Source organism: Actinokineospora globicatena, assembly GCF_024171945.1.
Classification (GTDB): domain Bacteria; phylum Actinomycetota; class Actinomycetes; order Mycobacteriales; family Pseudonocardiaceae; genus Actinokineospora; species Actinokineospora globicatena.
This window is the reverse complement of sequence record NZ_JAMTCR010000003.1, coordinates 539453-551829: the sequence shown is the minus strand read 5'-3', so window position 1 is coordinate 551829 and position 12377 is coordinate 539453. Positions and strand designations below refer to the sequence as shown.

The window sequence follows — 12377 nt, the reverse complement described above, 5'->3', positions numbered from 1 at the left end:
ACCCGCGACCCTCCTCCACGAAGGGTGAAGATCGGTGGTCCACCGCCGTGCCACGGTGTCGTTCCCGGACACAGGAGGCGCCATGGCGGAACGGGTTGACGCGACAGGGTTGCTGCCGCGGGGTTTGGTGATCCTGCTGGGCTGCGCGTCGGTGGTCGTGGTGGTCGCGGGTCTGCGGACGGCGGCGTGGTTGGTCGCGCCCGCGCTGCTGGCCCTGATGATCGTGGTCGCCATCGCCCCCGTGCACCACCGCTTGCGCAGGCGAGGAGTCAAGCCCTGGGTGGCCACGACGGCGACTGTCGTTGTGGTGTACGGGGTGCTGATCGCCGTCGGGCTGGTCGTGGTCGCGTCCGTCGCGCAGCTGAGCACGCTGCTGCCCGGGTACGCCGATCGCGGGCGACAACTCGTGGTGAGCGGCGCTGACCTGGTGGGGCGCGTCGTGGGCGATCCCAACGCGCTGCGCGAGGCCGTGGACTCGGTCGACCCGGTGCGGATGCTGTCGTCGCTGGGATCGCTGCTCGGCGGGGTAGCGGGGCTGACCACGAACCTGGTGTTCCTGTTGGCCCTGCTGTTCTTCCTCGCCGCCGAGACCAGTGGCGCGGGGGACCGGTTGGCGGCCATCGCCTCCGACCGGCCCGAACTGGTGGACGCACTGCGCGACGTGGCCGCCAGGACGCGCCGGTACCTGGCGGTCACGACGTTGTTCGGCCTGCTGATCGCCGTGGTCGACACCGTCGCCCTGGCGATCATCGGCGTCCCGCTGGCCTTGCTGTGGGGCCTGTTGTCCTTCGTCACCAACTACATCCCCAACATCGGCTTCCTCTTGGGACTCGCCCCACCGGTGCTGCTGGCTCTCCTCGGGGAGGGGCCGAAGCAGGCACTGGTGGTGTGCGCGGTGTACGTGATCGTCAACTTCATCGTCCAGTCGCTGATCCAGCCGCGCGTGACCGGCGACGCCGTCGGCCTGTCCGCGACGACGGCGTTCGTGGCACTCATCTTCTGGGGGTGGGTGCTGGGGCCGCTGGGGATGCTGCTCGCGGTCCCGGTGACGCTGCTGGCAGGGGCCCTGCTGGTGGACATCGACCCGAGGGCCGGGTGGGTCGGGGCGCTGCTGTGGGCGCGGTCGCGCACAGGATCGTCTGCTCCGGAGGAAGCGACCGAGCGGCCCAGCGACCAGCGTGATCCACGGGAGACCACAACCGGACGGAAGGAACCGACATGACCGAGCAAGCGCGTCGCACGGCCGAGTACAGCGACTACTCGTGGCACGGCGGGCCGACCCGCAACGGCCCGTGGGCGGGCTGGATCGGCTTCGCGGGCATCATGATGATCGTCATCGGCATCTTCGGGTTCATCGAGGGCCTGGTGGCGCTGGTGCAGGACGACTTCTACGTCGCGGGTCCGTCCCAGATCCTGCTGTTCGACCTGACCGGGTGGGGCTGGACGCACCTCGTGCTGGGCGCCCTGATCGCCGTCGCGGGGGCGGCATTGTGGACCGGCGCGGTGTGGGCCCGGATCGTCGCGGTGCTGTTCGTGGTCGTCAACGCCATCGCCCAGATCGGCTTCCTGTCGGTGCAACCGGTGTGGTCGACGATCATGATCGGCCTGTGCGTCGTGGTCGTGTGGGCCATCGTCGTGCACGGCTCGGAAATCGAGCGGCCGTGACCGGCACCGCCCCGAACGGGAAGGACATGCGCAACGGGAGGGAAGCTCGGAACGGGAGGGACGGCATGCGAGCGGAACACCAGCGGTTGGGCGAGGCGGACATGGGGGTGCCCTGGCGCCGCTGGGGCCCGTACCTGGGCGAACGGCAGTGGGGCACGGTGCGCGAGGACCGGAGCGGGGGCGACGCCTGGGCGTCGTTCACCCACGACCAGGCCAGGTACCGGGCGTACCGGTGGGGCGAGGACGGACTGGCCGGGATCTGCGACGAGCGGCAGCTGCTGTGCCTGTCGCCCGCGTTGTGGAACGGCGCCGACCCGATCCTCAAGGAGCGGCTGTTCGGCCTGTCCAACAGCGAGGGCAACCACGGCGAGGACGTCAAGGAGTGCTACTTCTACCTCGACGCCACACCCACCTCGTCGTACCTGAAGATGCTCTACAAGTACCCGCAGGCCGAGTTCCCCTACGCGGACCTGGTCGCGGAGAACCGCAGACGTGGCCGGTCCGATCCCGAGTACGACCTGCTCGACACGGGGATCTTCGACGACAACCGGTACTTCGACGTCGTCGTGGAGTACGCCAAAGACGGGCCCGACGACGTCCTGATGCTCGTGACGGTGCACAACCGTGGCCCGGACGCCGCTGACCTGCACGTGCTGCCGACACTGTGGTTCCGGCACACGTGGTCGTGGGCCGGGGGCGAGGAGCGGCCGACTCTCACGGCGGTCGCCGGGGCGCAGGACCACGCGGTGGTGCACGCTGAGAGCGATGAGTTAGGCAGCCGCTGGCTCTACGTCGACCAGGCCGCGCCAGTGCTGGTGACCGGCAACGAGACCGACGACAAGCGTGTGTTCGGCTCGGCCAGCGCCACGCCGTACGTCAAGGACGGCATCGATCGCGCGGTCGTACGAGGGGACTCCTCAGCGGTCGACCCGAGTGGGACCGGGACCAAGGCCGCCGCGCACTGCCAGTTCCGCGTCCCCGCCGGCGGGAGCGCGACAGTGCGGGTTCGGTTGAGCGACAACCACTACGCTAGCTCGGGTGAGGCGTTTCTCGACTTCGACGACGTGTTCACGGCGCGGCGCGCGGAAGCCGACGAGTTCTACGCCGAGGTGACCGCGGGCGAACTCACCGATGACGAGCGAGCGGTGACGCGCCAAGCGTTGGCCGGGATGCTGTGGTCCAAACAGTACTACTCGCTCGACGTCGAGCGCTGGCTCACCGAACAGGGCGCGGACCCGCTCGGCACGTCGTCGTTGCGCAACCACGACTGGCGGCACCTGGTGGCCGAGGACATCATCTCCATGCCGGACAAGTGGGAGTACCCGTGGTTCGCGGCGTGGGACCTCGCCTTCCACGCGGTGGCACTGGCCGTGGTCGACCCGGTGTTCGCCAAGCACCAACTGGAACTGCTGCTCGACCGGCGCTACCAGCACCCGAACGGTCAACTGCCCGCCTACGAGTGGAACTTCGGCGACGCCAACCCACCCGTGCACGCCTGGGCGGTGCTGTTCGTCTACGAGCAAGAAAAGGCGTTGCAGGGCAAGGGCGACCGGAGGTTCCTGGTCGACGCGTTCGCCAAGCTGACCCGCGACTTCGGCTGGTGGCTCAACCGCAAGGACGCCGACGGGCGCAACATCTTCCAGGGCGGCTTCCTCGGCCTGGACAACATCGGGGTGTTCGACCGCAACGCGCCGCTGCCCACCGGCGGCCGGATCGACCAAGCCGACGGCACGGCGTGGATGGCGCTCTATGCCCAGAGCCTCGCCCGCATCGCGCTCGAACTGGCCGAAGACGACCCGGCTTACGTGGAGCAGGCGCAGACGCTGCTGGAGAACTACGCCTGGATCGCTGCGGCTACCAGTCACGTCGGTCCCGATGGGGTCGGCCTGTGGGACGAGGAGGACGGCTTCTTCTACGACGTCCTGCGGCGACCCGACGGCAGTTCGGTGCCGCTGAAGGTCCGATCCGTTGTCGGGTTGATCCCGCTTGCCGCTGCGACCGTTGTGGACGGTGGGGCGCGCACCCGCTTCCCCGGGATCGTGGAGGAGACCACCGAGTTCCTCGACCAGCACCCGGCCGTCACGGCGGCGCTGTGGGCACACGGCAAACAGGCGAAAGAGTCCGGCCCGGCGTTGTTCGCCTTGTTCGACGAGCAGCGGTTGCGGCGCATCCTATCTCGGATGCTCGACGAAGAGGAGTTCCTCAGCCCGCACGGCATCCGCTCGGTGTCGCGGTGGCACCTGGCGAATCCATACGTGTTCAGTGTGGATGGTCAGGAGCACGGCGTCGGGTACCTGCCCGCCGAGTCCGACAGCGGCATGTTCGGCGGCAACTCCAACTGGCGCGGGCCGGTGTGGTTCCCGATCAACGTGATGCTGATCCGGGGATTGCTCAACCTGTACGCCTACTTCGGTGACGAGTTCACAGTGGAGTGTCCGACCGGCTCCGGGCAGCTGATGACGCTGCGCGAGGTGGCCAAGGAGATCAGCGAGCGGCTCACCCGGCTGTTCCTCCCCGGCCCCGACGGCGGACGCCCCGCCCACGGTCGGCGAGCACTGCTGCGCGACGACCCGCACTGGCGGGACCTGGTGCTGTTCCACGAGTACTTCCACGGCGACGACGGCACGGGGCTCGGCGCCAGCCACCAGACCGGGTGGACCGGGACGGTGGCGCTCCTGCCGTTGCTGTTCCGCGGCGCACGACGGACGGAGGTGCGGCGATGACCGAGTTGCTCGCCCGACCGGTGATCTACGAGGTGAACACGACGACCTGGCTCAACGGCCTTTCCCGCGCCGCGGGTCGGACCGTGACCCTGGGCGACGTCCCGGCCGCCGCCTGGGACGCGATAACCCGGCCGGGGATCGACGCGGTGTGGCTGATGGGGGTGTGGGAGCGGAGCAAGGTGGGGCTCACCCTGGTCGACGAGAGCATCCGCGAGTCGTTCGAGCAAGCCCTGCCGGACCTGCACGACGACGATGTGGTGGGCTCGCCCTACTGCGTCCGCCGCTATGTGGTGGAAGAGGCTCTCGGCGGTCCGGAAGGCCTGGCGGCGGCCCGTTCGGCGCTCGCTGACCGTGGCGTGCTGCTGGTGCTGGACTACGTGCCCAACCACGTCGCGCCCGACCACCCGTGGGTGCTGGAGACCCCGGAGGCGTTCGTGCGGGGGGATCTGGAGGATCTCGCGGCGGACCCGAAGGCCTGGCTCGCGGTGGGAGACCAGATCATCGCCCGCGGCCGCGACCCGTACTTCCCGCCGTGGCCGGATGTGTTGCAGTTGAACGCTTTCTCGACCGCCGCCCGCGCCGCTGCGGTGCGCACGTTGTCCGACATCGCCGACCAGTGCGACGGCATCCGCTGCGACATGGCCATGCTGCCCACCAACGACGTGTTCGCCAAGACCTGGGGTGACCGCGTCGGTCCCGCTCCGGCTGAGGACTTCTGGCCCACGGTCCTGCCCGCGTTGCGCGCTCTGCATCCCGGGACGGTCCTGATCGCGGAGGCCTACTGGGATTTGGAGTGGGAGCTGCAGCAACAGGGCTTCGACTACTGCTACGACAAGCGGCTCTACGACCGCGTGATCGGACTCGACCCCTCCGCCGTCCGCGACCACCTGAGCGCGGCCGTCGACTACCAGAACCACCTCATGCGCTTCCTGGAGAACCACGACGAACCCCGGGTCGCCAACGAGCTCCCGAACGACGCTGAACGCGCCGCCGCCGTGGTGCTCGCGACCCTGCCCGGCGCGACGCTGTGGCAGGAGGGCCAGTTCGAGGGCCGCCGCACCCGCCCGCCTGTGTTCCTGCGCCGGGCCCCGGACGAACCGATCGACCACGAACTGGCCGCCTGGTACGACGAACTCGTCTTCACCATCGCCGCCGAACAGGTGCGCACGGGAACCTGGACCCTGGCCGAACCCTATGGCTGGCCGGACAACCACAGCCACCGCAACCTCCTGGCCTGGTCGTGGACGCCGGCGAGGGGCCGCCGGTACCTGATTGTGGTGAACCTGTCAGCGACTCCGTCCCAGGCGCGCGTCCCGCTGCCGTGGTCGGATCTACGTGGGCGCAGCCATCAGTTGACCGAACTCCTCAACAAGCAGACCTACCACCGCGAGGGCGACGAACTCGCCGCAGAGGGCCTGTTCGTCTCTCTTCCCCCGTGGCACCACCACCTCTTCGCCATCGAGTGACAGTCCGACCCCGGGTGGACCACCGTTGTCCGCCCGGGGTCAGACCGCCTGTTCTGCCAGCCACCGGACGTAGGCACGGATGCGGTCCCGGTCCTGGGGGAACATGCTGTCCCACACCTCATCCAGGTCGTGCCACCGCGCTGGTTGACCGGTCTCACCACCCAGCGGCGTGTCCAGCGGCACGATCGCGCCGTACGACAGGCTCAAGGTGGGCGCGTAGTCAGCCCGGAACGACCTGACCGAGACGGCTGCGGGCACCGGCAGCAACTCAGCCACAACCCCCGCCTCTTCCGCCAACTCCCGCTTAGCCGCCACCCGCGGCACCTCACCAGCCTCAACAGTCCCACCCGGCGGTACCCACCCCCGCGTGTGGTGCCGCACCAGCACGACGTGCCCAAACCCCGGATCAACAACCCAAACCTCAGCCGCCACCGGATCCACCAGCCTCGGCCTATCCCTCAACCACGCCCGCGCACCCTCGAACTCCGCCAGCGCAAGCCCCGCATCAACAACAGCCGCATCCACCGTCTTCTGATCAATCACGAACCCACCCTATGGCGCGACTGCCCGCAGGAAGTGCACAACCGCTAACCGCGCCTGCGGCCCCTAGGACGCTCCGACGTGGTTCGGCTCGCCCGGGGCCGTCCCATAGCCATCGCGCCTCGTGCCAGGTGGACGGCTATGGTGGGGGCATGGGGTTGGTGAGGCAGGTTCAGGTCACCTTTGACTGCGCGGAGCCGGAGCGGGTGGCTCGGTTCTGGTGCGAGGTGTTGGGGTACGTCGTACCGCCGCCGCCTGAGGGGTTCGCGAATTGGACGGAGTTCTATCGTTCGCTGCCCGTGGAGAGGCAGGGGGCGTCGTTCGCCTGCGGCGATCCGTCGGGAGCGGGGCCTCGGCTGTACTTCCAGCGGGTTCCTGAGGGCAAGGTGGTCAAGAACCGGGTGCACCTCGACGTTCGAGTCGGTACCGGGTTGGTGGGGGAGGAGCGGCTCGCCGCGCTTGAGACCGAGTGCGCGAGGTTGATCGCGCTCGGTGCCATGCGGGTGCAGTTGCTGGAGGCGGACGAGGAGAACGAGTCCTGCATCGTGATGCAGGACGTTGAGGGCAACGAGTTCTGCCTCGACTGACCGTGGTGGAGGGGTGTTCGCGGGCGTGAGCCAGCGATTGTGGGTCGTGGTGGCGGCAGTGGTCGTGGCGGGGTGTTCGTCCTCGGCGGGACCGATTCCAGGTGGGACATCGACGGCTCCGTCGTCCAGTCAGCTGGCGGAGGTCGACGATCCCGCGCGTGAGTTCGAGCAGTTGGCGGGCAAGTACGATGCCCGGCTCGGGGTGTACGCAGTGGACACTGGTAGTGAGCGAGCGGTCGCGTATCGAGCGGATGACCGGTTCGCTTATGCGTCAACGTTCAAGGCGTTCGCGGCGGCACTGGTGTTGGACGCGACCACCCCGCAGCAGTTGGACGAGCCGGTGCCGATCTTGGCGGCCGACCTGCTGGAGTACTCGCCGATCACCGAGCGGGCGGTCGGCGGCACGATGACCTGGCGTGAACTGTGCGACGCCGCCGTGCGGTACAGCGACAACACCGCGGGCAACCTGCTGCTCCGGCGCGTCGGCGGGCCGTCTGGGTTGCAGGCGAAGCTCAGGGGTATCGGCGACCAGGTCACCTCGGTGGATCGCGAAGAGCCCGACCTGAACTCCGCCGTGCCGGGAGACACCAGGGACACCAGCACGCCCAGGGCGATGGCGGCGGACCTGCGACAGTTCGTTGTCGGCAACGCACTGTCCGATGAGGACCGCCCGTTGCTCGTCGACTGGCTGCGCGGCAACACCACCGGCGAGGACGTCATCCGGGCCGGGGTGCCAGCGGACTGGGTGGTCGGCGACAAGACCGGCAGCGCATCCTACGGTGGGCGTCACGACATCGCTGTGGTGTGGCCGCCGGGGCGGGCGCCGATCGTGGTGGTCGTGATGACGAGTCGGGACGAGGAAGGGGCCGAACGGGCGGATGCCTTGATCGCCGACACAGCTCGGGTCGTGGCCCGCGTCCTTGCCCCTAACGGGTGATTCACCGGTACGCCCCCTATCGAATGGACACCGCGCGGCGACTACCGGTCAACCACGCAATGATCGGGGACCCACGATGTCGTTCGCACGGAGGATTGTCGCCAGCGTTGTCCTAGTCGCTTCGGCGGTGATGGTGTCCACAGGCGAAGCGGGTGCTGAAGCCAGTGATCCGGACGCTGTCCACGCCGCCGTCTCGGCGCGTGTCGAGGCCAGCTCGGCGCTCGGGGTGTACGCCGACGGGCAGGTGTTTGTCGTGGTGTTGCCCGCGAGTGGCCCGGGAAGTGCCGCCACCGAGGAGGACTTCCGGGTCCCCGGAGCACGGATTCGGCTCACCCGCAGTGCTCTCACCCACGACCAGGTCGACGCGGCCCTAGCCGATGTGGAACGACGAGCGTGGCACGCCGAGGCAGGCCGGTACTCCTACGGGTTCTACTTCGACGCCGAGGCCGCCACCGTCGCGGTGGGCACGGACGCGCCGCTGGAGGTGATCGCCCCGGTCCTGCGGGCGCACCCCGGCGTGATCACCTACCGGCAGGCTGACACCGGCCGCGACTCCCGGCAGAACGACGCAGCGCCGCACTGGGGTGGCGCCGCGATCACCGACGGCGTCAACGCGTGCTCCGCCGGGTTCACCGTGCTCAACGCGGCGAACGTGCGGTTCATGGTGACCGCGGGGCACTGCTTCGCCGTCGGCAAGGCGATCACGTCGCCGGTCAACGCGCACTCGTGGGGCACGGTCAAGTTCCGCGAGCCGCTCCCCACCTTCGACATGGAACTCCTCGGCGGCAGCACGTACACGAACAACGTCTACAAGGGTGACACCGTCGGCACGCAGACCAAGGTCAAGGGTGCTGCCGATCCGGGCCTCAACTACACCGGGTACTGCCGCAGCGGCATCATGACCGGCGAGCGGTGCGGCAACAAGGTCACCAGCCTGACCGCCACCCTGTGCGACCCGGCCAACACCTGCACCAAGAACCTGATCGCCTACTCCGGCGGCACCCCGTCCATCAAGGGCGACTCGGGCGCGCCGTTCTACGCCTACCACCCGGACGGCACCGGCATCCTGATCCGAGGACTCCACATCGGACACAGCGGCGCGACGATGTTCGCGCACAAGTGGAGCACCGTCGCCGGGCGCTTCGGGGCCACCATCGCGGTCAGCTGATCGACCGCACCGGCTGGCGGAGGATCGTCCGCAGCTTGGCCGGATCCGTGCGGCGGGCGTCGGAGAGGTAGATCTCGTGGTGGCGTCCGCGCGGGGTGAGGTTCTCGGCGGGCATGAACTCGTCATGCATCCGGGCGATGGTCGGACCTTCTGCGTCGTAGGGTCCGATGTGGAGTGTCTGGATGCATGTACCCTCGTGGAACTCCTCGAACCGCACGTCGGTCTCCTGCGGCTTCCGCTCCTTCGCGACCGCCACGACCTCCGGCGTCACCCACTCCGGCTGCACGATCATCAACGTCCACTGCCAGGCATCCTTGTCCCGAGTGTGGAACACCCCCAGATCCGCCGCCGACCACAACCCCTCCAACGGCCCAACGGTGTGCACCCGCCCCAGCTCCGCCTTCGCCACCGCCCGCACCGCGTAGGAGGTCGCATACAACGCCGACACCACCTCACGGTACCGCTCGGACGTGTTGGGATCGCCGTGCCCATCAGCCATCAAGAACCGCATCACCGGCACCTCAACCACCTCGACCCGCCCCCGCCGCGCCGAATACCCCACCCCCTCCTTCTTGACGTCGTAGTTGTCCACAGTCCCTCTCGGGGTTGGTGTCACGCCGGAGTCAGGGGATGACCAGGGCGAGCACGGCGTAGGTGGTGCCGGCGAAGAGGGCGGACATCGGGATGGTGAGGATCCAGGCGGAGACGATGGTGCCTGCTACGCCCCAGCGGACGGCTGAGAGTCGGCGGGTGGCGCCTACGCCCATGATGGCGGAGCTGATGGTGTGGGTGGTGGAGACCGGGGCGTGCAGGCCGATGGCCATGACGTAGAGGACGCTGGAGGCTGTGAGGTCGGCGGCGACGCCCCTGGCCGGGTCGAGTTTGATCACTCGGCGGCCCAGGGTGCGCATGATGCGCCAGCCGCCCGCGTAGGTGCCGAGGGCAATGGCGGTGGCGGCGGCGAGCTTGACCCACAGCGGTACGTCGCTGCCCGTGTGCAGACCGGCGGTCGCCAGGGCCAGGACGATGACGCCCATCGTCTTCTGCGCGTCCTGCAGGCCGTGGCCGAACGCGAGGGCCGCCGCCGAGACCGACTGGGCAGTGCGGAAGCCGCGGTTGACCCGGCTCGGCGAGCCGCGGCGGAACAGCCAGGCGATGGCGACCATGACGGCGTAGGCCAGGCAGAAGCCGATCAGCGGGGACACCACCATCGGGACCAGGACCTTGCCGACGATGACCGACCAGTGCACCGTCACCGACGCGACCAGCCCGGCGCCGATGAGCCCGCCGATCAGCGCGTGCGACGAGGACGAGGGCAGGCCGCGCCACCAGGTGATCAGGTTCCAGGTGATGGCCCCGATCAGCCCGGCCAGCACCACCACCAGGCCCTTGGAGTCCCCCGGCGGCGAGATGATGCCGCTGCCGATGGTGCTCGCGACGCCCTCGGACACCAGGGCGCCGACCAGGTTCATCACCGCGGCGAGCAGCAGCGCCGTCTTCGGGGTGAGCGCCCTGGTGGAGATGGAGGTGGCGATGGCGTTGGCGGCGTCGTGGAAGCCGTTGGTGTAGTCGAAGGCCAGCGCGATGACGACGACCGCGATGACGAGCGCGAACTCCACGTCAGGATTCCTTGACGGCGATTTGCTCGACGATGTTGGCGACCTTCTCGAACGAGTCGAGCGCCGCCTCCAGCTGCTCCACCACGTCGCGCAGCCGCATGACGGTCAGCGCGTCGTAGGCGCCGGAGAACAGCGTCGCCAGGCTCTTGCGGTAGATGCCGTCGCCGAGGTTCTCCAGCCGGTTGACCTCGATCCAGTACTCGTCGAGACCGCGCATGTCGCGCAGCCGGGGCATCGCGGCCGCGGTGAGGTCGGCCGCCTTCCCGAGCAGGTCGATCTGCTCGGCCGCGCCCGGCGGGAGGTCCGCGATCGCGTAGAGGTGGACGTAGTCGGCGGCGGCCTCCATGTCGTCCATGACGTCGTCGAGCCCGCCAGCCAGCCGGTAGATGTCCTCCCGGTCGAACGGGGTGATGAACGTCGAGTTCAACCGGCGGATCGTCTCGTGCGTGACCTCGTCGCAGCGGTGCTCGACCTCTCTCACCCGCTCGGCCACCTCGGCGTGGTCGCTACCGGGGCCGAGCAGCCCGGCCAGCAGCCGCGCGCCGTCGACGAGGTGGTTGGCCGACTTCCCGAAGAGGTCGTAGAAGGCCGTGTCCGTAGGCAGGAGGTTGAACCGCACGGTGCACCCTAAGCTCTCCCCTCCCGGCTGGGTCCCAGGGGGAGCAACTGTCGCGTCTGGACGTGCGCGGGATCAGGTGATGGGGGAGCCGCCGGTGACGGCGATGGTCTCGCCGGTGACGTAGCCGGACTCCTGGGAGGCCAGGTAGACGTAGGTGGGGGCGAGTTCGGCGGGCTGCGCGGGGCGGCCGAGGGGAGCTTGGGCGCCGAAGGACTTGACCTTGTCGGGCGGCATGGTCGCCGGGATCAGCGGTGTCCACACCGGCCCGGGCGCCACCGAGTTGACCCGGATGCCCCGGTCGACGAGGTCCAGCGCCAGGCCCTTGGTGAAGTTCACGATCGCGCCCTTGGACGCGGCGTAGTCGAGCAGGTGCGGGGACGGCTGGAACGCCTGGACGGAGGACGTCGTGATGATCGACGCGCCCGGCCCCAGGTGCGGTAGGGCAGCCTTGCAGAGCCAGAACAGGGCGTAGACGTTGGTCTTGAGGACTCGGTCGAACTGGGCGGTGTCGATCTCGGCCAAGCCGCCGTCGCGCGACATCTGGTAGGCGGCGTTGCACACCAGCACGTCGATCCGACCGAACGCGGCGACGGCCTGGTCCACGACCCGCGCGTTCTCGGACTCCACGGTCAGGTCCGCGAGCACGACCTCGGCCCGCCGCCCCGCGTCGGTGACCAACGCCGCCGTGGCCTTGGCGTCCTCCTCCTCGTCCGGCAGGCACGTGATCAGCACGTCAGCCCCCTCGCGGGCGAACGCGATCGCCACCGCGCGGCCGATGCCGGAGTCACCCCCGGTGATGACGGCTGCGGTGTCGGTGAGCCGTCCGGACCCCCGGTACGTGCGCTCCCCGTGGTCGGGCTCGCTGTCCATCTGGCTGGTCCGCCCCGGGTGCTCGATGTCGTCCCCGTCGGCCACCGGGCCCGGGTACTGGGTGCGCGGATCGCGGCGCGTGCTCTGGTCAGCCATCGGGCGCCTCCTGTGCTGGGGTCACGGATCGCCCCAGGGATGCCCCCGACCACACCCCCCAAACCGCGAAACCGGGCGAAACGCACC

At 69.2% G+C, this 12377-nt stretch carries 12 protein-coding genes; 7 read left to right on the top strand and 5 right to left on the bottom strand.

Annotation, left to right across the window (positions count from 1 at the left end; translation table 11 throughout):
* The first annotated feature begins 82 nt into the window (after positions 1 to 82).
* The 4 genes from LV79_RS15890 (at position 83) to LV79_RS15875 (ending at position 5854) form a co-directional block, all read left to right on the top strand.
* Complete coding sequence (locus tag LV79_RS15890) at positions 83 to 1222, top strand: AI-2E family transporter (RefSeq protein ID WP_253837278.1); 1140 nt, start codon at positions 83 to 85, stop codon at positions 1220 to 1222.
* Positions 1219 to 1665, top strand: a complete 447-nt coding sequence (locus tag LV79_RS15885) for a DUF7144 family membrane protein (protein WP_253837276.1) — start codon at positions 1219 to 1221, stop codon at positions 1663 to 1665. Before LV79_RS15890 ends, LV79_RS15885 begins: the two co-directional genes overlap by 4 nt.
* A gap of 65 nt (positions 1666 to 1730) precedes the next feature.
* Positions 1731 to 4388, top strand: coding sequence for an MGH1-like glycoside hydrolase domain-containing protein (locus LV79_RS15880; RefSeq protein WP_253837274.1), 2658 nt, complete (start codon positions 1731 to 1733; stop codon positions 4386 to 4388).
* Positions 4385 to 5854, top strand: coding sequence for an alpha-amylase family protein (locus LV79_RS15875; RefSeq protein WP_253837272.1), 1470 nt, complete (start codon positions 4385 to 4387; stop codon positions 5852 to 5854). The genes LV79_RS15880 and LV79_RS15875 overlap by 4 nt, the downstream gene beginning before the upstream one ends.
* 39 nt (positions 5855 to 5893) lie before the next feature.
* Here LV79_RS15875 and LV79_RS15870 read toward each other — a convergent pair whose 3' ends face one another.
* A complete protein-coding gene (locus LV79_RS15870) occupies positions 5894 to 6286 on the bottom strand; it encodes an NUDIX domain-containing protein (RefSeq protein WP_285470102.1) in 393 nt (130 codons plus the stop codon).
* A gap of 260 nt (positions 6287 to 6546) precedes the next feature.
* On the opposite strand from LV79_RS15870, the gene LV79_RS15865 reads away from it, so the two are divergent.
* The 3 genes from LV79_RS15865 (at position 6547) to LV79_RS15855 (ending at position 9086) form a co-directional block, all read left to right on the top strand.
* Positions 6547 to 6981 carry a VOC family protein gene (locus LV79_RS15865; RefSeq protein WP_253837270.1) on the top strand — a complete coding sequence of 145 codons (435 nt, stop codon included), beginning with the start codon at positions 6547 to 6549 and terminating at the stop codon, positions 6979 to 6981.
* A gap of 25 nt (positions 6982 to 7006) precedes the next feature.
* Complete coding sequence (gene bla, locus LV79_RS15860) at positions 7007 to 7918, top strand: class A beta-lactamase (protein WP_253837268.1); 912 nt, start codon at positions 7007 to 7009, stop codon at positions 7916 to 7918.
* Between the two features lie 76 nt (positions 7919 to 7994).
* A complete protein-coding gene (locus tag LV79_RS15855; RefSeq protein ID WP_253837266.1) occupies positions 7995 to 9086 on the top strand; it encodes a chymotrypsin family serine protease in 1092 nt (363 codons plus the stop codon).
* Here LV79_RS15855 and LV79_RS15850 read toward each other — a convergent pair.
* The 4 genes from LV79_RS15850 to LV79_RS15835 form a co-directional block, all read right to left on the bottom strand.
* Positions 9079 to 9615 carry a GyrI-like domain-containing protein gene (locus tag LV79_RS15850; RefSeq protein ID WP_372495356.1) on the bottom strand — a complete coding sequence of 179 codons (537 nt, stop codon included), beginning with the start codon at positions 9613 to 9615 and terminating at the stop codon, positions 9079 to 9081. The genes LV79_RS15855 and LV79_RS15850 overlap by 8 nt on opposite strands.
* A gap of 94 nt (positions 9616 to 9709) precedes the next feature.
* Positions 9710 to 10705, bottom strand: a complete 996-nt coding sequence (locus LV79_RS15845) for an inorganic phosphate transporter (RefSeq protein ID WP_253837253.1) — start codon at positions 10703 to 10705, stop codon at positions 9710 to 9712.
* A gap of 1 nt (position 10706) precedes the next feature.
* Positions 10707 to 11324 (bottom strand): DUF47 domain-containing protein, encoded by a 618-nt coding sequence (locus LV79_RS15840; protein WP_253837250.1) that lies wholly within the window; start codon positions 11322 to 11324, stop codon positions 10707 to 10709.
* A 72-nt stretch (positions 11325 to 11396) separates the two neighbouring features.
* A complete protein-coding gene (locus tag LV79_RS15835) occupies positions 11397 to 12290 on the bottom strand; it encodes an SDR family oxidoreductase (protein WP_308208939.1) in 894 nt (297 codons plus the stop codon).
* Between the last annotated feature and the right edge of the window lie 87 nt (positions 12291 to 12377).

What these genes read in the sequence shown, in the direction of transcription:
- LV79_RS15855 (WP_253837266.1), top strand. Translation starts at nt 7,995, where the DNA reads ATGTCGTTCGCACGGAGGATTGTCGCCAGCGTTGTCCTAGTCGCTTCG.
- LV79_RS15890 (WP_253837278.1), top strand. Translation starts at nt 83, where the DNA reads ATGGCGGAACGGGTTGACGCGACAGGGTTGCTGCCGCGGGGTTTGGTG.
- LV79_RS15865 (WP_253837270.1), top strand. Translation starts at nt 6,547, where the DNA reads ATGGGGTTGGTGAGGCAGGTTCAGGTCACCTTTGACTGCGCGGAGCCG.
- LV79_RS15875 (WP_253837272.1), top strand. Translation starts at nt 4,385, where the DNA reads ATGACCGAGTTGCTCGCCCGACCGGTGATCTACGAGGTGAACACGACG.
- LV79_RS15885 (WP_253837276.1), top strand. Translation starts at nt 1,219, where the DNA reads ATGACCGAGCAAGCGCGTCGCACGGCCGAGTACAGCGACTACTCGTGG.
- LV79_RS15835 (WP_308208939.1), bottom strand. Translation starts at nt 12,290, where the DNA reads ATGGCTGACCAGAGCACGCGCCGCGATCCGCGCACCCAGTACCCGGGC.
- LV79_RS15880 (WP_253837274.1), top strand. Translation starts at nt 1,731, where the DNA reads ATGCGAGCGGAACACCAGCGGTTGGGCGAGGCGGACATGGGGGTGCCC.